This window comes from Ochrobactrum sp. P6BSIII (assembly GCF_014138065.1).
Classification (GTDB): Bacteria; Pseudomonadota; Alphaproteobacteria; order Rhizobiales; family Rhizobiaceae; genus Brucella.
Genome location: NZ_JACGXB010000006.1, coordinates 1 through 17,912 on the forward strand (window position 1 = coordinate 1; position 17,912 = coordinate 17,912).

Sequence of the window (17,912 nt, forward strand, 5' to 3'; positions counted from 1 at the left end):
CCGTTAAAAACACGCGGAGCAAGGTTCAAAACATGGGTCAATTCTCGATGACAATATCCGGCAATGCCGGGTCACTTCTCAGTGCAAATCAACAGGCCAGCACGATCTGTGCACGGCGAACCACACTGTGCGGTGCCGAATGGGAGCGACTGATGCGCTCCAGCTCCTCGCGCTCGCCTTCACTCAGGCAAAGTATGCGTTCCTGCGGTCGACCAATACGCGCCATATCCGTTCTCCTTGCAGACAACGAATTTTCAGCCCATTTGCGATATTTGTAAAGCTATTTGCGGGACAGGACACTAGCTACCTGTTTTTAACGGGGCTCCGCGGTAGAATTTGCGCAGCTATTTTTAGTTTCTGTGGGGTGTGATGCCGCCGATGCCCATATTGGGCCATTCGTTGTTGTTCGTCCATGGATATGCGATCACAGATTAGAGCTGCGAGGACAACGTGAGAGCGGAACACCGGTACGCTCTATACGATCGTCGCGAACCGTTTTAACCGCTGGCGTCTTGCCGGGCATTGGGGCGTATTCTCAATGCGACATGAGAAACTTACAACGTAACGGCCCGATTGTTACCGTGGGGAATATGTCTTGACGCGGGCGACGATCTCTTCGTCATCGACAAAGCATTCGAGGAATTCTTGCCATTTTTGGGCTGATTGACGCGCGTCGGCCAGCATCTGTCTGAGTTCATCGATGCCGTCGTTCGTCAAAGCGGAAGTGGTTTGATCGTCACCGGTTACGACAGTGACTATGTTTCCATAGGTCAGGTTATCGTCATTGCGGATGATCGCATACAGAAGGTCAGCATCCTCTTCGAGCATTTCGGTGACATAGTCTGTGGTGTAGACAAACGTGACCGTGGCCATCAGGCTGCCTCAGCATGTTCTGCCACGAGAGGCACCCAGTTCCATGGGAGCAACTCATCGAGCCGATTGATCTTGTGATGATGAATGCGGTCGAGCACATCGGCCAGATAGGCTTGCGGGTTGATGCCGTTCATCTTCGCCGTTTCAATGATCGTCATGGCGCGTGCCAGAGTTTCCGCGCCAGTATCAGCGCCCGCGAATAACCAATTCCGGCGTCCAACTTCTATTGGCCTCGTGTTCCACCGCCCGGATCAGCCGCGTCAGCACTGCGCCTTCCACTTGGCTGCCAAAACAAAGTCGACGGCCGCAGCGCAATTGCAATTCAACCATTGAGGATGAAGCATCGACGGAACTGTTCGCCTCACAACCGAGCGGAGCGGCAGTCAAATCAACGGGAAGAAACAACGGCTCTACCGACGCAGGCAGAAGCCCCTTCCTCTTCAACTCGCTACGCCACATATAAATCTGCTGCCGCGATACATCGTGACGGAGCGCAACTTCTGTGACTGTCGCGCCATCAACCCCAACCGACCTGACTATCGCAAGCTTCTCTTCGACCCGCCACCGACGTCGGCGTTCGTGGCCCAGTATCTCCATCCGCATTGTCTACCTCAATCGCAAGACACGTCATTAACGACGTCGCTAAAGACGTGTCTTACGTCACGAGGCCTTGCTTCAACAGGCGGTAGCAATCGGGCCGTTACCTTACAACGACGATTTCAGATGATCGACAGTTCTTCGCTCCGAGTCCATTAACACGCAGCCAACGGCCAAAAAAGATGAGCGATCCCGTTGCATGGGACGTTCACGTGGTGGCATGACAACCAAAATCCATGCATTTGCTGATGCGGTTGGCTGTCCGATCCATCTGAAACTGACCGCGATACAAACGCATGATGGGCGCTCGGCGGTCGATATGTTTGAGGCGGTCGGGCCGAGTCAGATATTGCTGGCAGATCGCGCTTACGGCAACGACAGCTTGTGTCAAAGTTGATGATGCTGATGCCATTCGTGATGATCTTGCCTACCGCACCCATTGCCACCCGCGATACGGACAGCTCGTAGAGAGCTTTATCAGCATGGTTCAAGCACCACCGCAGGGATTCTGGCTCAAATTCGCCTACGCTGCCCATAACGGAGACCCATAAACTGTTGCGCCAGATGCGGAATGCGATGAGTTTAATTGCAGCTAGGAAATTGTCAGGGTTTTCGTCGTAATGCGGGGCTATACCACGACAGTGTTTGATGTGATTAAAGAAGCGCTCGAACAGATTTCTCTAGCGATATACCCGTGGCGAAAATGCGAAGACGCCCTTGCGGGTGGCATCGGCATCGTAAGCTTTGTGCACAAGCAGCGTACCGCCCGCTTTGATGCGTTCAGTGAGACCCTCGACCTGAGAGCAATCGGCAACCTGCCGCCGATCAGGCAAAGATTGACCGAGCAGCCTTCCGCATTAACAATCGCGTGGATTCTGCTTGTGAGGCCGCCGTGGGAACGTCCAATGTAACCATGGTCGGTGCCCCCCTTTTTCCTGTAGCTCCGTACTGGTGAACATGAACACAGGTGCCATCGATCATCACGATGTCGCCGTCAGAAGCCTGCGAGACAGCCTTAAGCAGCCTATTCCAGACACCGGCACGACGCCAGTGAACAAACCGGTTGTAGCAAGTCGCTGCAACACCGTAACGCTCCGGTATTTCCGACCATCATGACCCGGTGCGGAAACACCACAGAATGCCATTGAGGACCATGTGATCGTCAACCCAAGCACGCCACGTGGTTTGCACGATAACAGCGGCGCAATAATCGACCATTCCCATTCTGTGAGTTCAAAGCGGCTACGTGACATCAAAGACCTCGAAATCCAAGGCTTTGAAGCACTAATCAATTCAAATAGCTGGCCTATTTATGAGTGCACGGCCTAGTCAGGTGGAACTAAAGTAAGCCTCATATTGTTTAGCTTCTGTCAGAGGAACAGGAGTTTTTATCATGATTGGCCGGCCAGCGAACCTCGTCGTTCTAAACGAGGCGGACAAAAACTTCCTTGAAACCCAGGTGCGTAAGCATAAAGCGCCCCGTTCCTTGTCAGATCGTTGCCAGATGATTTTACTGTGCGCCCAGGGTCTGCACAGCAAGGAGGTTGCCGAACGCTTGGGTGTTCACGAACATACTGTTGGTAAGTGGCGCCGCCGGTTTGCACAGGATGGCATCGAGGGTCTGACAGATGAGTATCGTGCAGGTCGACCGCGAACGGTTTCCGATGCGCAGGTTGCTCAGGTTGTTGAGCGTACATTGAACACTATACCCACAGATGCCACGCACTGGTCCATCCGTTCGATGGCGGCCAATAGCGGGCTTTCGCACACCACTATCCGGCGGATCTGGCGAGCCTTTGGCTTGCAACCACATCGATCGGAGACATTCAAACTGTCCACCGATCCGCTGTTTGTTGACAAGGTCCAGGACATTGTTGGGCTTTATATGTCGCCACCAGATCGCGCGATTGTTCTATGCGTAGATGAGAAGTCGCAAATCCAGGCGCTGGATCGTGAACAGCCAGTTCTGCCAATGGCACCGGGTATCCCTGAACGGCGGACATATACTTATGTGCGCAATGGCACAACTTCCCTATTTGCCGCGCTCGACGTTGCCACTGGCGCGGTAATCGGTCGTTGCTACAAGCGTCACAGAGCCGCTGAATTTCTTGACTTTCTAAAACGGATCGACGCCGAATTGCCCGACGGGCCAGACGTGCATCTGGTGATGGATAACTATGCAACCCACAAGACACCTAAGATCAAAGCCTGGCTCGCGCGGCGACCTCATTGGTATGTTCACTTCACACCTACGTCGGCATCCTGGATTAATCAGGTCGAACGTTGGTTTGCAGAACTGACGCGAAAGCAGTTACAGCGTGGCGCACACCGTTCAACAGCAGAACTCGAGGCTGACATTATTGCCTTCATCAAAGCACACAACGAAAGCCCCGCACCCTACAAATGGGTTAAATCTGCCGATCAAATCCTCGCGTCGGTCAAGCGTTTCTGCCAGAAAACAATGAACCGAACTTTAGATTCAGGTGACTAGGACGTCAACTGAATAGACGCTCTTGATTAAGCACGCGTCTGCGGATTAAAACTGACCGAAAAGGAAACTCAATACTACATTTTGGCTGGGGCGCCTGGATTCGAACCAGGGAATGGCGGTACCAAAAACCGCTGCCTTACCGCTTGGCTACGCCCCAACAAATCAAACCGAAGCAATCGGTTGCGCGGCCTTATAGCCGCTTCATTTGGCAAGCGCAATCGCCTAATCGCGAAATCAACGGCAATGCGCAAACTACCAGTTCGAGCGTCATAATCATTCAATCAGCTCGCTTCTTCCACCGTCAATGAAAGCAGGGATTTGCGCAGACCAACAAAGCTGATAATCCCTGCTATCAGCTTCATTTGCCGTCGGTATCCCTATGCTTTTCTTAGCAATCGCTTTTCTATTCAGTGCAGTTCTGTGCGTTCTGGGGCTTGTGATCCTTTCACGCCTTCTGCCGGCGACGTTTTTGGCAGCGCGCATGAATTTGCGCTCCAATCACACCGTGGCAGCCAGGCAGATTGGCGGACTGGCTCTGATACCGGCGACGCTGGCGACTTTGCTGATTTTCGGGGCTGATCTCGAAATTGCCAACAGGCTGTTGCTCTGCCTCATCGGTGCATCGACCTTGCTGTGGATTGTGGGCGGACTGGATGATCGTTATGAGCTTTCCGAGATAATTCGGCTCGGATCGCAGCTTCTGGCTGCCAGCCTTGTCCTTTATGGCCTGGGACCTGACTTCCGGCTTTTAGAGGATGTGCTGCCACATTGGCTGGAAGCTGCGTTGATCGTATTTGCGCTTCTTATCGCCATCAATGTCACGAACTTCATGGACGGCCTGGATCTGATGACCGTCGCCGGATTGGGTTTGCCGCTGGCGGGTATCGCTCTGCTGGCAGCGCTTGGCGTTGCGGGCATGGAAAGCGGTGGACTGAGCGCAGCAACTGCGGGTGGTTTGCTTGGCTTTGCATGCTTCAACCGCCCCCCTGCCCGCGTTTTCCTCGGCGATTCAGGAAGCTTGCCGCTCGGGCTCATCACCGGCACTGCCCTGCTTCTTCTGGCGCGCGAGACTCATATCGTCGTGGCGTTGATTTTGCCGCTTTATTATATCCTTGATGCGGGCTCGACCATTATCTTGCGTCTCGGCCAAGGCGAGAATATCCTGAAAGCCCACTCGAAACATGCTTATCAGGTCGCCAAACGCGCAGGCTGGAGCGTCTTGAAGGTTGTCGGCCATGTGGCACTGCTCAATCTCATCCTGATTGCCTGTGCCGTCGCGCTGCTGGCGCTTGATCATCTCATCACCCGCGTGGCATTCCTGCTGGTTGCGGTAGTAGCCACGCTGGTGTTGCTTCTGGACTTTCGCGGACGTTTCAGGAAGCTATGACGCTAAACAGTATCTTGCGAACAGCGTCCACATCACCGCTTTCCATGGCCGCCTGAAGGCGCTGAAGGCTCTCAGGCACATCCACAGCGGCCTTGTTTCCCTTTGGAGCGCGCATGATCTTCGGGTGTCGCGTCGATTGCGCCTGCGAAGGATCGTAGAAGAGCTCTTCATACATCTTCTCGCCTTCGCGGATGCCCGTAACCTCAATGGCGATATCGCCCGCAGGATTCTCCCCATTGCGCACGGTCAAACCGGCGAGCAGGATCATGTTTTCAGCCAGATCGCGAATTTTGACCGGTTCGCCCATTTCCAGCAGCACCGTGTCACCGGATTCGGCTATCGCGCCTGACTGGACGATCAGTTCTGCAGCTTCCTTGATCGACATGAAATAACGCGTCATGTCCTCATGGGTCAGCGTAATCGGACCGCCATTGGCGATCTGCTCGCGGAAAAGCGGCACAACTGAACCGTTCGATCCAAGCACATTGCCGAAACGGACCGAATAGAACGCCTTCTGCTTACCCACTTGTGCGGCCAGCAGGCCATAATAATAGACGACCAACTCGGCCCAGCGCTTGGTTGCGCCCATGACATTGGTCGGGCGAACGGCCTTGTCTGAGGAGATCAGCACCATGCGTTCAACATCGGTAGCCAACGCCGCTGCGGCCACGTCCAGTGTGCCAAATACGTTGTTGCAGATGCCGATCAACGGGTTCTTTTCAACCAAGGGCACATGCTTATAGGCAGCACAGTGATAAACCGTGTCGATGCGGTTATCGCGCAGTGCTTGCTCGACGTAAGCGCGGTCACGCACAGAACCCAGCACCGGCACGATCTGGCAGGAAGCAAGCTGACGCAACTGGCGCTCAATTTGATAGAGTGCGAACTCGCTCGATTCAAACAGTACCAGACATTCGGGATTCCATTGCACGATGGTCCGGCAAAGCTGGCTGCCGATGGAACCGCCAGCGCCTGTGACCATGATGCGACGACCTTCGACCACTTCGCGCAGCAGTTCTGCATCTGGCGGCACCGGCGAACGGCCGAGAAGGTCGTCGATCTCGATATTGCGCAGCGCTGAAACCAGATACTTGCCCGCGCTCAGATCGGCAATCGGCGGCAGAATGCGCGTATTGACCGGAAGCCGCCCAAGCAGACGCGCAAAATCCTGCCGCTGCTTCTGATCAAGCGAGGGTTCAGACACCAGCACCTGCTTAACGCCGTAATTTTCGATAAGGCCGGGGATTTCTTCAGGCGCGTAAACACGCAGGCCAATGATATCCATCCCCTTGAGCTGCCCGTCTGGATCAACAAAGCCAACCACCAATGTGTCACTGTGGCTGCGCAAAGCTGTTGCAAGCTGGCGCGCCGGCTCTCCGACGCCGACAATCAGCGCTGAACTGGTAAAATTCCGGCCGGTTTCGGCATTGCGCAACAACCACTTCGCGCCGAATCGACTGGCCGTGATCAGCACGGTGCTCAACAGCCAGTAGAGCAGCGGCACGGAGCGTGGCAGACCGACGCCGCCGTAGAGCCCCATCAAAAACACCAGGGCAACCCAGAAAAGAGCCGCAACAGCAGTCGCCTGAAAAATTGGCCAGATCGCACGCTCTGCCAGATAGCGGATGATCGCACGATAAAGTCCGAACCGGATGAAAACCGGAACTGCCAGAATGGGCGCAATGATGATCAGAAAAAGCTGAGCATTATTCGGTGCGAAAACAAAGCCCAAACGGATAACGAACGCCAGATAAGCGCTCAGCAGAAGCAGAACGCAATCGCTCAGCATCAAAATAATTTGCTTGGTAATTCGTGGCAAAAGCGCCAGCCTTTGCCAAGGATATCTCAAACTCATACGCGCATTATCCTGCTCTCAAAACAGAGCGAAACAATCACCCACACTGTCGGCGGCAAAAATTCCTTACCTTAACCAACAATGAAGCCCCTCGCATTTCCGCAATCGTTAGCATGAGTCCGCAACGCGAACCATCTTAATTGATCCTGCATATAGTTAACGAACATGTTTCAGGCAGTTAAAACGCGCGTGCGGCAAAAATGCGTCTGAAAAAGACAATCTGTCCGGAAAAATTCCAATTTTCCAGACAGATAGGGCGGGATTATCCCCTCAGGATATCGCAACACCTGTTCTGACGCTGCGCCACGCCGTACCATCGGAATAAGCGAGCTGCGCGCTGGCCGATGCATCCGTTACATAGACCATCGCGCCTGTGCCTTGTTTCGATGCCTGAGGCAGATTGATTTTGGAATAGGATGCTGGCCGGATCGGCCCATCGACATCAAGCCGCGTCAGTGGGGTAGTGGTTCCGATGGCGACATTGCCTGTCGCACGATCCACATACATGGCCTGACGCCACTGGCCGAGATCATCGCTGACCTTGATGCTGAAATCGCTGCTGCCATTCAGCCCCATTTCGGCATAGCCGGTCCAGCTGGTCTGAAACAAAAGGCTGGCGGTGTCGGTCGCCGCCTGCTTGTTGAGCTTGATCTGGTGTCCAGCGCCCGCATTGTTGAACAGGCTCGCTGCCGACGAAACCGCAAAACGATTGACCGTATCTGCCGTTGCCTGAATGCCAAGCATCGAAACAGACAGTGTATCTGGCACGCTACCGCTTGCCGGATTCCACTGCGCCCCGTCGAAAACCAAAAGCTGCGCTTCCGCTTCGATATAGGCCTGCCAGCCAGTAGCGGGCTGAATGAACAGCCAGCCGTCGTCAATGAACGAGGCGATTGTACCTTCCTTGCCCGACCAAGCGCCGGTCGCTGATGATGCCACAATATAGCGTGCACCAGCGGAGGATAGCGTGCACCAGCGGAGGGCGTTGTCGGCGGCGCGGTCAGGGTGCGCGATTTCACGCTTAGATTTACGACCGCATCCAGCAGCCGCAATGCTTCATTATGCGTGACATGATTCTGCGCCTGACTGGGCAGAATATAGGGAAGTTTCAGATTGGGTGTTTCGTCCATGTTCGGCTCCTCGAGTAATACTGCGAGGAGTCTAGTCTTGGTGAACCACGCGGGGATAAGTGCCCGTCAGCTGCCGCGATAGGTCGAATAGGACCATGGGCTGACGAGCAGCGGCACGTGATAGTGCCCCTCCACGTCAGCGATAGCAAACCGGATCGGAATGAGATCAAGGAAAGGCGGATTGGCCTGATCGGCACCGCGGCCTTCAAAATACTCGGCCACATGGAATTGCAGCTCGTAGATACCGACCTGCATTTCGTCGCCGGTCAGCAGCGGAGCATCGGTGCGGCCATCCAGATTGGTGACAACGCGCTTGATCAGTTCCGGTGCGCCCTTGCTGACCCGATAAAGCTCGATGCGCATTGCCGCAGCCGGGCTGCCATGTGCTGTGTCGAGAACGTGCGTGGAAAGTCTACCCATGTTACCCCTCGATAAACTTCAGTCTGGCTTGGCCGACTGGATGCGGAAAACGACATCCGGGAAGAAATATTCTTCCAGATTATCCTCCTTGCCAGCACGGTCAACGATGAGAAAATCCGATTTCTGCTCAAGCGCCAGAAGCGGATGATGCCAGACATTCTTCAGATAGTTGACGCCCTGATCAGGCTTGGCAAGAAAAACACGCGGACGCCCGGGCTTGCCATTCGCATCTTCGGCCACAACGACGAGAAACGGACGCCGTTCCAGCGGAATGAAGGCCTGCGAGCCGAAGGGATGACGCTCCATCATGACGATATCGATGGGCGCTTCAAAGGACTGGCCACGGAAAATATTGATCAGCACGCGCGCTTCCGTGCCATCTGCCTCAACCCGGGCCAGATCATGAAAACGCTCGGTGGAACCATTGTTGATGAGACGTCGCTCCGCCCCTTCAACCTCGATGACATCACCGAAAGGTGTGAATGCCTGCTTGGTCAGCGGCTCTACCGCCAGCGTCTCAACCTTCAACTGTGCCTCCCACAAATCAGAACGGGAGGATGACAAAGCGTCGTCCGGCGTCACTTGTCAATCGCGAAGCAGTTTCAACGAGATATGAATAAAGGCCGGACGTCATCCGGCCTTCGCAGCCATTGGAAGATAGGTTTGACAATCATGCGCCGTTGGCGCGTGTCACTTCTTCTTTGAAAAGCCGTAGAGCGCTGAAAAGCCCAAGAGCGCAACTGCCTGCACCGCCATGATCATATAGATGAAATCAACCTTCACCCCGGAAACAATCGCAAGGAGGGCCGTCGCGATCAAGCCAAACGAAATGTACGAGAATATTCGGGCCAGTTGTTTGGTTTGACGAGATTCGGCGGCGAGCGATGCGGTAGCGACGCGTGACTTGGCTCTATGCGGCATATCCAACTCCTGAACGTGATGAATACGATTTCCGAATTTCGAACGCGCAACCGTCTGACGTCAATTCTTGCCGTATCAGACAGTTAACGTTTGAAACCCGACTATATAAGTCCTATGCCGTTTCGACAATGACACCACAGATAAATTGGAAGTGACTTCCATGGCGCTTGTTTTCGACAGTAGTTTCTCTCCTGAATATGGGAAGCCGGTTGAGCTAAGTAAAGGGATTGTCCGCCTGACGGCCAACAATCCGAGCGCCTTCACCTTTCATGGCACCAACAGCTACATTATCGGCCACGACACGCTTGCGGTGATCGATCCGGGACCGGTCGATGAGGTCCATTATCAAGCCTTGCTTGCCGCCATTGCGGGACGCCCTGTCAGTCATATTTTCGTCAGCCACACCCATCGCGATCACTCGCCGCTGGCCGAGCGCCTCAAAAACGAGCTTGGCGCGAAGACGGTCGCCGAAGGCCCGCACCGGCCTGCCCGCCCCTATCATGCGGGCGAGGTCAATGCGCTTGAAGCCAGCGCCGACACGGATTTCGCGCCTGATATCGTGCTCGCTGATGGCGGTATAGTTGAAGGCGACGGCTGGGCCCTTGAAGGCCTCCACACACCGGGCCATGCCGCGAACCACATGGCTTTCGGGCTGAAAGGCACAGATATCCTGTTTTCAGCCGATCATGTCATGGCCTGGGCAACCTCCATCGTTGCACCGCCGGACGGCTCGATGAGCGATTATATGGCCTCGCTCGAAAAACTGCTGGCCCGTGACGATCATGTCTACTTGCCCGGCCATGGCGGCGCAGTGACCAAGCCCGCAGCCTTTGTGCGCGGGTTGCGCGCGCACCGCAAAATGCGCGAGCGCGCCATACTTGAGCGGATCATTCAGGGCGATCGCACTATCGGCGACATGGTAAGGGCGATCTATCGCGATACCGATCCGCGCCTGCATGGCGCAGCAGCCCTTTCGGTGCTGGCACATCTGGAAGATCTGGTCGGACGCGGCGAAATCGTGACCGATGGCGACCCATCGCTCGACGGCATTTACCAGCCCAAGTAAGTCGCACTATTCAACGTCGGCAGGCGCCTTGTTCACTTCGCCTTCCAGGCTCCCAAGAAAATCGGTGATGAAGGCCGCGTTCTGCCCCATATCGCGCTTGCCGTAACGCGAGAGCGAGCGGATATCGACATAGGTGGCTTCACCTTCATCCAGCAGCCGGATGACGATATCGCTCTTGAGGCCGAGAATGAAACTATGTGCGGTCGCCACAAAGCGTGTGGCGTTTTCTTCCGGCGACGGCGCATCATTGGCGATTACCTGCCATCCGAAACTCTTCAACACCGTCTGCACGCCCTGCGCCACCCGGTCAGGCGCAGCCTCATAGCGGCGACCCAGCACATCGGGATAGGCGGTGAGCTGCGTCAGTGCATCGCCGCTGACTGCCGGTGTCAGCGGGTTCATCCATTGCAGGCGGTGCGGCATGTTGGTGGGAAATTGCGGCGGCGTGTCGAAATCGGTCGAGATATCATAGAGCGCTGGCGAGCTGATCCAGAGAACGCCGAGCAATCCAAGAGGCACCAGCACGATGCAGGCAAACATGCAGCCCGTGAAAGACCGCGCCCCGCCCTTGTCGCCATTGACCCAGAGATTGCGAAAACCCTTGGCTGCGCAAAGCAGCGCCAGCAACGCCAGAGCGCCGCTCAATCCGGCAGCCAGGACGAAATCAGGCGTTTCAAGCTTCCAGAAGCGATGCAGCAAAAACGCCAGTACCAGCAGCACGGCAGCAAAGACGCCAAACCGCAAGGCCCAGACCGCAGAACGCGACTGCCGCCGCTGATAGCGAAGTTTTCTCATCTAGATCCCTAGAAGCACATCCCGAAAAGTGCAAAGCGGTTTTCGGACCAGATGTGCGTGAAAAACAAAACGTCAGAATCCCAAAACGGCCACAACATTCAGCCACGCTTATGAATAGCAGAGAGATTCGACCCCGGCAAAACATCCCGCTGTTCAGCCTTTCATATTCATCTCTACTCGCCGAAAAGGCACACGCTATACGCGATCACGGCACCGTAAAAACGCATGAAGTGTAAGCAACTTCCGGCTCCCTATTGCCGCCTAACAGAAAAAAGCGAGGTAAATCAATCAAAAGAGCATTGCAGCAACTTCTAATGAAGGGCATGATCAATTATTAGGGGGCTTTTTTCGGATTCGTCGGAGAGGACGGAATGAACCATGCGCCTGAAAACAGTGCCAACGGGATTGGCACCACGACCCAGTCGGGCAGCGCCGAAGAAAGCGCCCAGACGAGTCTTGAAGCGAGCACGATGACGCTCGAAGCCGTCGAGCTGGAGTTTGCGCTCGGCGCCATTGACGTGCTGATCGAGGGGTTCGACGCAGCCCTTGCCAAGGCTGCGGAACGTGTCGGCGGCGAAGTTCTTTTCAACATGCCGGCACTCGACACAAGCGAAGCCCAGCGCATCGGCGCAATCGCCATTGCAGGTCAGCCGCAGGATCAGGTGATTTTCGTCACGCTGCGCAATGACGGCACAACCTTGTCAGTCGAACCGCCAAAAGGCGAGAATGCGCTTTTCGAAAGCCTCGGCCGCAACTATGCCGCCGTCATGAAGAGCCTGTCACCCAAAGAACAGACGAACGGCGGCTGATCGAAGCGCATATGTGCAAAGCCAAATGAACCCATTTGGCCAGATGCACTATTTCCCCGTATCCACCTTCGCTTTCACCTTTTCCGCGACTGGCTTTTTCGCTGCCGGAACACCGGCCTGAAGATTATGCTCAGGCACCGGGTTCAGCGTCATCGACGTTTCGACATCGCGCAGCAGCACGAATTTCATGCCCCTTGCCTTCAGCGCCACAATGCCCTTGGCAACGCCCTCACCTGCCGAGCGTGTCGGCTGATTGATATGCGAGATGATCACATCGCCGTCGCGCGCTGCCGAAATCCGCCGCGCCACTGTCGGCGCCAGCAGCGAAGCGCCCTGATCACCATTCAGCGAATAACCGCCGATCTTGTAGCTAAGACTTGTGGCCAGCGCCACGGCGTCGGTTGAATAGCGAGCCGTGGCATCGCGATAGAATTGCGGCTTTGGCGCACCAGCCCCGACAATTGCCGTCGATCCGCCCTCAATTTCCGAGCGCACGGCATCCAGCGACCCTGCGGTCTTGATGCCATACATGGTCGGCGCATTGGTAATGGCCGGAATGTGCATAGCGCCGTGATCTTCAATCGCGAACAGATCGGGATTGGCCCTCATCACTGCAAAGGCTTCGGGATTCTGTTTCAACCAGCGCCCCGTCACAAAAATCGTGGCGGGAATACGCTCCTTGACCAGCGTATCGAGAATGCGGTGATCCGTCTTGCCCATACAGGCATCGAGCGTCAGCGCAACTTGCGGCGTTGCAGCCCCGCCCCGCGCTATGCGCAGCTGCGGTTCTACAATACGAATCTTTTCCGGTTTTGCCGCATCCTGCGGTGAAACCTCGATAGCGCCCGCCGCGCTGCACATGAAAACAAGCGCGGCCCCCGCCGCAGAAATGAAACGACGCATGGCCCGTTCTTCTGAAAGTGTAAATTTCGAAGGATTTTAATACGTCGGGTAATATTGTCCAGTGGGCCGCTCCGCTTACAGCAGACCGGCACGCTAACGATTTGGTTTCTGGATACTTTCCCCGCTCGCGGCAAGTGGGAAACCAGCCCGTCAGGCTGATTTCCCACTGATTTTGCCGCAAAAGCGCCCCTATTTCTCCGGGGCGCTTTCTTTGATGTTACGCCTTGCGCACTGCGGCCTGTGCCGCTGCCAGTCGTGCAATCGGCACGCGGAACGGCGAGCAGGAGACATAATCGAGCCCGGTCTTTTCGCAGAAGGCAATCGACGATGGATCGCCGCCATGCTCGCCGCAAATGCCAAGCTTGATCTTGTCGCGCGTCTTGCGTCCACGTTCGGCAGCGATTTGCACCAGTTCGCCCACGCCATCCACATCGAGCGACACGAACGGGTCCTGCTCCACGACGCCACGCTGCTGGTAGGTGGTGAGGAAGCCTGCCGCATCATCACGCGAAATGCCGAAGGTGGTCTGGGTCAGGTCGTTGGTGCCGAACGAGAAGAACTCTGCCGTTTCGGCAATTTCTGCTGCCCGCAAGGCGGCACGCGGCAGTTCGATCATCGTGCCGACCATATAGTCGATCTTGACGCCCGCTTCCTTCATGACATCCTGCGCCACGGCATCAATGCGCGCCTTGACGAAATCCAGCTCCGCCTTGAGACCGACCAGCGGCACCATGACTTCCGGCACGACCGGCTCGCCGGTCTTCTTGCCTGCTTCAACGGCTGCCTCGAAAATCGCCCGCGCCTGCATTTCCGCAATTTCCGGATAGGAAATCGCCAGACGGCAGCCGCGATGGCCGAGCATCGGGTTGAACTCGTGCAGGCTTTCGGCGCGCTCGCGCAGCTTCACTGCATCCACGCCCATGGAGCTGGCCACTTCGGCAACTTCCTCATCCGTATGCGGCAGGAATTCATGCAGCGGCGGATCGAGCAGACGGATCGTGACCGGCAGCCCCTTCATGATTTCGAACAGCTCGGCAAAGTCCGAACGCTGCATCGGCAAAAGCTTGGTCAGCGCTGCACGACGGCCTTCTTCATTGTCGGAGAGGATCATTTCACGCATCGCAACGATACGGCTTCCGTCAAAGAACATATGCTCGGTGCGGCAAAGGCCAATGCCTTCCGCGCCGAAAGACCGCGCCGTGCGGGCATCGGCAGGGGTTTCCGCATTGGCGCGCACCTTCATGCGGCGTTGACGGTCGGCCCATTCCATCAGTTGGCCGAAGTCACCGGAAAGCTCTGGCTGGAGCATGGCAACGGCACCCTTCAGCACCTGCCCGCTCGAACCGTCAATGGTGACGACATCGCCCTTCTTGAAGGTCTGTCCGGCAGCCAGCATGGTGCCGTTGCGATAATCAACGCGCAAAGATCCTGCACCCGAAACGCAAGGCTTACCCATGCCGCGCGCCACGACCGCCGCATGGCTGGTCATGCCGCCGCGTGTCGTCAGAATGCCTTCTGCCGCATGCATGCCGTGAATGTCTTCCGGGCTGGTCTCGATACGAACCAGAATGACCTTGCGGCCTTCCGATTTTGCCTGTTCGGCATCTTCCGACGAGAAGACAATTTCACCCGTCGCAGCGCCCGGAGAGGCAGGCAGGCCCTGACCGACGATCTGACGCTCGGCACGGGGATCGATGGTCGGATGCAACAGCTGATCCAGCGCTGCCGGATCGATGCGCAGCACGGCTTCTTCTTCGGTGATCAGCTTTTCACCAGCCATTTCGACCGCCATTTTCAAGGCAGCCTTGGCAGTGCGCTTGCCCGAACGGGTCTGGAGCATCCAGAGCTTGCCGCGCTCGATGGTGAATTCCAGATCCTGCATATCGCGATAGTGCTGTTCCAGACGGTCCGCGACTTTGAGGAATTCCGCAAAGGCTTCCGGCATCACCTTTTCAAGCGACGGCTTGTCGGAACCGGCAGCGATACGCGCTTCCTCGGTGATGTTTTGTGGCGTGCGAATGCCCGCCACAACGTCTTCGCCCTGTGCATTGACGAGGAATTCGCCGTAAAGCTTCTTCTCGCCGGTCGACGGGTTGCGGGTGAAGGCGACGCCCGTGGCGGAGGTCTCGCCCATATTGCCGAATACCATGGCCTGCACATTGACCGCCGTACCCCAGGCCGCCGGAATGCTATGCAAACGGCGATAGGTGATGGCGCGTGCATTCATCCAGCTGGAGAAAACAGCACCGATAGCACCCCAAAGCTGCTGGTGCGGGTCCTGTGGGAAAGGCTGACCCAGCTCTTCCTCGACCTTGGCCTTGTAGAGCGAGATGACGTCTTTCCAGTCTTCAGCCGTCAGCGCCGTGTCGACATCGACAGCGAGATCGTCCTTCTTGTCTTCAAGAATCTCTTCGAAGAAACCATGATCGACGCCCAGCACCACATCCGAATACATCTGGATGAAACGACGGTAGCTATCATAGGCGAAGCGCTCGTCACCCGCTTCGCGGGCGATAGCCTGCACGGTTTCGTCGTTGAGGCCAAGATTGAGCACCGTATCCATCATGCCGGGCATGGAAGCCCGCGCGCCGGAGCGAACCGACACGAGCAACGGCTTGTCGGCATCGCCGAAATTGCGGCCAGTCACCTTGGCGATATGGGAAAGCGCGGAACGCACCTGCTCGTCCAGTTCGGACGGATAGTTGCTATCGTGGTCGTAATAATAGGTGCAGACCTCGGTGGTAATAGTAAAGCCTGGCGGTACGGGCAGACCAAGGCTGCTCATCTCAGCCAGGTTCGCTCCTTTGCCGCCGAGGAGATTGCGATCACTCGCAGCGCCCTCTGCCTTGCCGTCGCCGAATGTGTACACCCACTTCGCCATTATGGCCTCCCTTTATGCAGGACCGGTTCATAAAAGGCTTGCAACAATTGCAAGTACTCCCAGAACCTGCTTCCGTTGCTTATGCGATCCACAAGGCTGCTGCCAACCAAAAAAGACAAGCCGCGACAATAGAATCGATTAGACAGTCCATATCGACACAGGACGATTGACTCTCCTCACCGGATACCGCAAAAATAAGAACAAATAACGAACACTTGGAGGATGCAGTGCGCATCACTGGCAAACTCGATTATCTGGAAATGCCCGCAGCCAATCGCTCGCTCGACGCAACAAAAAGTTTCTATGCGCGGGCATTCGGCTGGTCGTTCACCGATTACGGTCCGACCTATTCCGCCTATTCCGAAGGGCTGGACGGGGGCTTTGACGCCGGTCCGCAGGTAATGAGTTGGCAGTTTGGAGTGATAAGTGGCCAAGTCTCAAATAGATGTTCAATGTACTTCAAACGTTTCGCTCGCGCCTAACCTAAATCCTTTAACATTCAAATAGATCGATTGCATGTCTCTGAATAAGACGAATATTTTTATAACTTTTTTCAATAGCTTAGTTGATCATCAACATCGACTTTTGCATTCTGAACCGACGCATGACATATCTTAACCGTTACTTAAACCGACAGGTGCGCCCGTGCTGATGAAAGACCGTATTGATCACTTGCCTCACGTAAAGCAGCGTGAGTTGCAGCGCGTGCTGGAAGTTATCTTCGAGGAATTCGAGGATGCGCTCAAGGAAGGTTCGGCTGAGTTCAAGAAGCGCGGTCGTATCGTCAAGGTGATTCTTTTTGGGTCCTATGCGCGCGGCACACAGGTGGATGAGCCGCATACCGGCAAAGGCTACCGCTCTGATTTTGATCTGCTGATCATCGTCAACAACCGGAAACTGACGGACTTTGAGTTCTGGCGCAAAACCGAGGATCGGCTTATGCGCCTGCGGGATGTGCAGACACCGGTAAACTTCATCGTCCATTCGTTGCGCGAGGTGAACACGCGAATTAAGGAAGGACGATATTTCTTCACTGACATTCGCAAAGAAGGCATCGTCCTCTACGAACTTGATCCCGAGCCCCTTGCCCAGCCCGGCATTCTCAATCCGGAAGACGCCTATCGTATCGCTAAGGAATATTTTGATGATCGGCTACCGCATGCAAGAGTTTTTGCAAAAACGGCGGGATTTCTGCTGCAGGAGGGGTGACCTTAAAGAAGCAACCTTCATCCTTCATCAGGCCATAGAACAGGCTTATTCCACCTTCCTGTTGGTAACAACAAACTACTCTCCGGCTTCACACAACCTGAAATTCTTGCGTCGGCTTGCAGAAGGGCAACGCAATGAACTGGCCAAGGCATGGCCGCAAGATCAACAGCGTTACAAGGCGTGGTTCAATATCGTCAATGAAGCTTATGTGAAGGCGCGCTATTCTCCGCATTTTGACATCACAGAAGAAGCACTACACTGGCTTTTGAAACAAACGAACCTGCTCATCGCCGTGGTCGAGAAAGTATGTGCCGTTCACCTAACGAAGATGAGTGAGACCCCGTTAAAAGCACTTCCCTCTTCGCGTTAGACATTCATGAACCGCCAACTAGCGCTTCTTCAATGGCCGACATGGGTCCGTTGAACGCCCCCGCTTTGCGGGAGGGTGCCAGCGATTGGTGTAGAGGATGCGAACGACAGCACTCCGGCATTGAACGTCAGACGGGAGCGGCCGAGCACGATCAGCTTTTTTGGCAAGATGACTGACCATGCTGGACTTCCTGTCGTTTTCCCAA

The 17,912-nt window shown here is 55.6% G+C and carries 15 protein-coding genes, 1 tRNA gene and 5 pseudogenes; 7 read left to right on the plus strand and 14 right to left on the minus strand.

Annotated features, from left to right (window positions below; genetic code table 11):
• Positions 1-88: 88 nt before the first annotated feature.
• The 4 genes and pseudogenes from FHW00_RS09740 to tnpA form a co-directional block, all read right to left on the minus strand.
• Positions 89-226, minus strand: a complete 138-nt coding sequence (locus FHW00_RS09740) for a hypothetical protein (protein WP_176168305.1) — start codon at positions 224-226, stop codon at positions 89-91.
• Positions 227-576: 350 nt separating this feature from the next.
• Positions 577-873, minus strand: a complete 297-nt coding sequence (locus tag FHW00_RS09745; protein WP_078338107.1) for a hypothetical protein — start codon at positions 871-873, stop codon at positions 577-579.
• Positions 873-1,106, minus strand: a pseudogene (locus tag FHW00_RS09750) (transposase domain-containing protein); the annotation flags it as partial. The pseudogene FHW00_RS09750 and the gene FHW00_RS09745, both read right to left, overlap by 1 nt.
• A complete protein-coding gene (tnpA, locus tag FHW00_RS09755) occupies positions 1,060-1,476 on the minus strand; it encodes an IS66-like element accessory protein TnpA (RefSeq protein ID WP_139364359.1) in 417 nt (138 codons plus the stop codon). The pseudogene FHW00_RS09750 and the gene tnpA, both read right to left, overlap by 47 nt.
• A gap of 214 nt (positions 1,477-1,690) precedes the next feature.
• Here tnpA and FHW00_RS09760 point away from each other — a divergent pair, with 214 nt between their 5' ends.
• Positions 1,691-1,867: a hypothetical protein gene (locus tag FHW00_RS09760; RefSeq protein WP_182514655.1), complete on the plus strand. Its 177-nt coding sequence runs from the start codon at positions 1,691-1,693 to the stop codon at positions 1,865-1,867.
• Positions 1,868-2,030: 163 nt separating this feature from the next.
• Here the strand turns inward: FHW00_RS09760 and FHW00_RS09765 are convergent.
• A pseudogene (locus tag FHW00_RS09765) lies at positions 2,031-2,723 on the minus strand (IS5 family transposase); the annotation flags it as partial.
• A gap of 140 nt (positions 2,724-2,863) precedes the next feature.
• Here FHW00_RS09765 and FHW00_RS09770 point away from each other — a divergent pair.
• On the plus strand, positions 2,864-3,961 hold the full coding sequence (locus tag FHW00_RS09770) for an IS630 family transposase (RefSeq protein WP_078338106.1): 1,098 nt from the start codon (positions 2,864-2,866) through the stop codon (positions 3,959-3,961).
• An 82-nt stretch (positions 3,962-4,043) separates the two neighbouring features.
• Here the strand turns inward: FHW00_RS09770 and FHW00_RS09775 are convergent.
• Positions 4,044-4,118 (minus strand) — tRNA-Gln (locus tag FHW00_RS09775).
• Between the two features lie 222 nt (positions 4,119-4,340).
• On the opposite strand from FHW00_RS09775, the gene FHW00_RS09780 reads away from it, so the two are divergent.
• Positions 4,341-5,348, plus strand: coding sequence for an MraY family glycosyltransferase (locus FHW00_RS09780; RefSeq protein WP_078338105.1), 1,008 nt, complete (start codon positions 4,341-4,343; stop codon positions 5,346-5,348).
• Here FHW00_RS09780 and FHW00_RS09785 read toward each other — a convergent pair.
• From FHW00_RS09785 to FHW00_RS09805, 5 genes and pseudogenes are all read right to left on the minus strand, one after another.
• The gene (locus tag FHW00_RS09785; protein ID WP_078338104.1) at positions 5,335-7,203 is read right to left on the minus strand and encodes a polysaccharide biosynthesis protein; all 1,869 of its coding nucleotides are present in this window, start codon (positions 7,201-7,203) and stop codon (positions 5,335-5,337) included. The two genes, FHW00_RS09780 and FHW00_RS09785, sit on opposite strands and share 14 nt — an antisense overlap.
• A gap of 270 nt (positions 7,204-7,473) precedes the next feature.
• A pseudogene (locus FHW00_RS09790) lies at positions 7,474-8,333 on the minus strand (DUF2793 domain-containing protein).
• 66 nt (positions 8,334-8,399) lie between these two features.
• Positions 8,400-8,753 (minus strand): hydroxyisourate hydrolase, encoded by a 354-nt coding sequence (gene uraH / locus FHW00_RS09795; RefSeq protein WP_078338103.1) that lies wholly within the window; start codon positions 8,751-8,753, stop codon positions 8,400-8,402.
• Between the two features lie 18 nt (positions 8,754-8,771).
• Positions 8,772-9,281 (minus strand): ureidoglycolate lyase, encoded by a 510-nt coding sequence (locus FHW00_RS09800; protein ID WP_078338102.1) that lies wholly within the window; start codon positions 9,279-9,281, stop codon positions 8,772-8,774.
• Between the two features lie 162 nt (positions 9,282-9,443).
• Positions 9,444-9,674: a hypothetical protein gene (locus tag FHW00_RS09805; RefSeq protein ID WP_078338101.1), complete on the minus strand. Its 231-nt coding sequence runs from the start codon at positions 9,672-9,674 to the stop codon at positions 9,444-9,446.
• A gap of 160 nt (positions 9,675-9,834) precedes the next feature.
• Between FHW00_RS09805 and FHW00_RS09810 the strand changes: the two genes are divergently transcribed.
• Complete coding sequence (locus FHW00_RS09810; protein ID WP_078338100.1) at positions 9,835-10,740, plus strand: MBL fold metallo-hydrolase; 906 nt, start codon at positions 9,835-9,837, stop codon at positions 10,738-10,740.
• A 6-nt stretch (positions 10,741-10,746) separates the two neighbouring features.
• On the opposite strand, the gene FHW00_RS09815 is transcribed toward FHW00_RS09810, so the two are convergent.
• Positions 10,747-11,535 carry a DUF1499 domain-containing protein gene (locus FHW00_RS09815; protein WP_078338099.1) on the minus strand — a complete coding sequence of 263 codons (789 nt, stop codon included), beginning with the start codon at positions 11,533-11,535 and terminating at the stop codon, positions 10,747-10,749.
• A 470-nt stretch (positions 11,536-12,005) separates the two neighbouring features.
• Here FHW00_RS09815 and FHW00_RS24530 point away from each other — a divergent pair, with 470 nt between their 5' ends.
• The gene (locus FHW00_RS24530; protein ID WP_280992107.1) at positions 12,006-12,344 is read left to right on the plus strand and encodes a hypothetical protein; all 339 of its coding nucleotides are present in this window, start codon (positions 12,006-12,008) and stop codon (positions 12,342-12,344) included.
• 48 nt (positions 12,345-12,392) lie between these two features.
• On the opposite strand, the gene FHW00_RS09825 is transcribed toward FHW00_RS24530, so the two are convergent.
• Together FHW00_RS09825 and ppdK are read right to left on the minus strand one after the other, a co-directional pair.
• A complete protein-coding gene (locus FHW00_RS09825; protein WP_078338098.1) occupies positions 12,393-13,247 on the minus strand; it encodes a polysaccharide deacetylase family protein in 855 nt (284 codons plus the stop codon).
• Positions 13,248-13,464: 217 nt separating this feature from the next.
• Positions 13,465-16,128, minus strand: coding sequence for a pyruvate, phosphate dikinase (gene ppdK / locus FHW00_RS09830; protein WP_182514648.1), 2,664 nt, complete (start codon positions 16,126-16,128; stop codon positions 13,465-13,467).
• A 227-nt stretch (positions 16,129-16,355) separates the two neighbouring features.
• Here ppdK and FHW00_RS09835 point away from each other — a divergent pair.
• A pseudogene (locus FHW00_RS09835) lies at positions 16,356-16,517 on the plus strand (VOC family protein); the annotation flags it as partial.
• Between the two features lie 262 nt (positions 16,518-16,779).
• A pseudogene (locus FHW00_RS09840) lies at positions 16,780-17,707 on the plus strand (nucleotidyltransferase and HEPN domain-containing protein).
• The last annotated feature ends 205 nt before the right edge of the window (positions 17,708-17,912 follow it).

Excerpts from the sequence above, each read along its gene's own strand:
- FHW00_RS09760 (WP_182514655.1), top strand. The coding sequence starts at position 1,691 with ATGACAACCAAAATCCATGCATTTGCTGATGCGGTTGGCTGTCCGATC.
- FHW00_RS09815 (WP_078338099.1), bottom strand. The coding sequence starts at position 11,535 with ATGAGAAAACTTCGCTATCAGCGGCGGCAGTCGCGTTCTGCGGTCTGG.
- ppdK (WP_182514648.1), bottom strand. The coding sequence starts at position 16,128 with ATGGCGAAGTGGGTGTACACATTCGGCGACGGCAAGGCAGAGGGCGCT.
- FHW00_RS09805 (WP_078338101.1), bottom strand. The coding sequence starts at position 9,674 with ATGCCGCATAGAGCCAAGTCACGCGTCGCTACCGCATCGCTCGCCGCC.
- FHW00_RS24530 (WP_280992107.1), top strand. The coding sequence starts at position 12,006 with ATGACGCTCGAAGCCGTCGAGCTGGAGTTTGCGCTCGGCGCCATTGAC.
- FHW00_RS09740 (WP_176168305.1), bottom strand. The coding sequence starts at position 226 with ATGGCGCGTATTGGTCGACCGCAGGAACGCATACTTTGCCTGAGTGAA.
- uraH (WP_078338103.1), bottom strand. The coding sequence starts at position 8,753 with ATGGGTAGACTTTCCACGCACGTTCTCGACACAGCACATGGCAGCCCG.
- FHW00_RS09745 (WP_078338107.1), bottom strand. The coding sequence starts at position 873 with ATGGCCACGGTCACGTTTGTCTACACCACAGACTATGTCACCGAAATG.
- FHW00_RS09770 (WP_078338106.1), top strand. The coding sequence starts at position 2,864 with ATGATTGGCCGGCCAGCGAACCTCGTCGTTCTAAACGAGGCGGACAAA.
- FHW00_RS09785 (WP_078338104.1), bottom strand. The coding sequence starts at position 7,203 with ATGAGTTTGAGATATCCTTGGCAAAGGCTGGCGCTTTTGCCACGAATT.
- FHW00_RS09780 (WP_078338105.1), top strand. The coding sequence starts at position 4,341 with ATGCTTTTCTTAGCAATCGCTTTTCTATTCAGTGCAGTTCTGTGCGTT.
- tnpA (WP_139364359.1), bottom strand. The coding sequence starts at position 1,476 with ATGCGGATGGAGATACTGGGCCACGAACGCCGACGTCGGTGGCGGGTC.
- FHW00_RS09825 (WP_078338098.1), bottom strand. The coding sequence starts at position 13,247 with ATGCGTCGTTTCATTTCTGCGGCGGGGGCCGCGCTTGTTTTCATGTGC.
- FHW00_RS09810 (WP_078338100.1), top strand. The coding sequence starts at position 9,835 with ATGGCGCTTGTTTTCGACAGTAGTTTCTCTCCTGAATATGGGAAGCCG.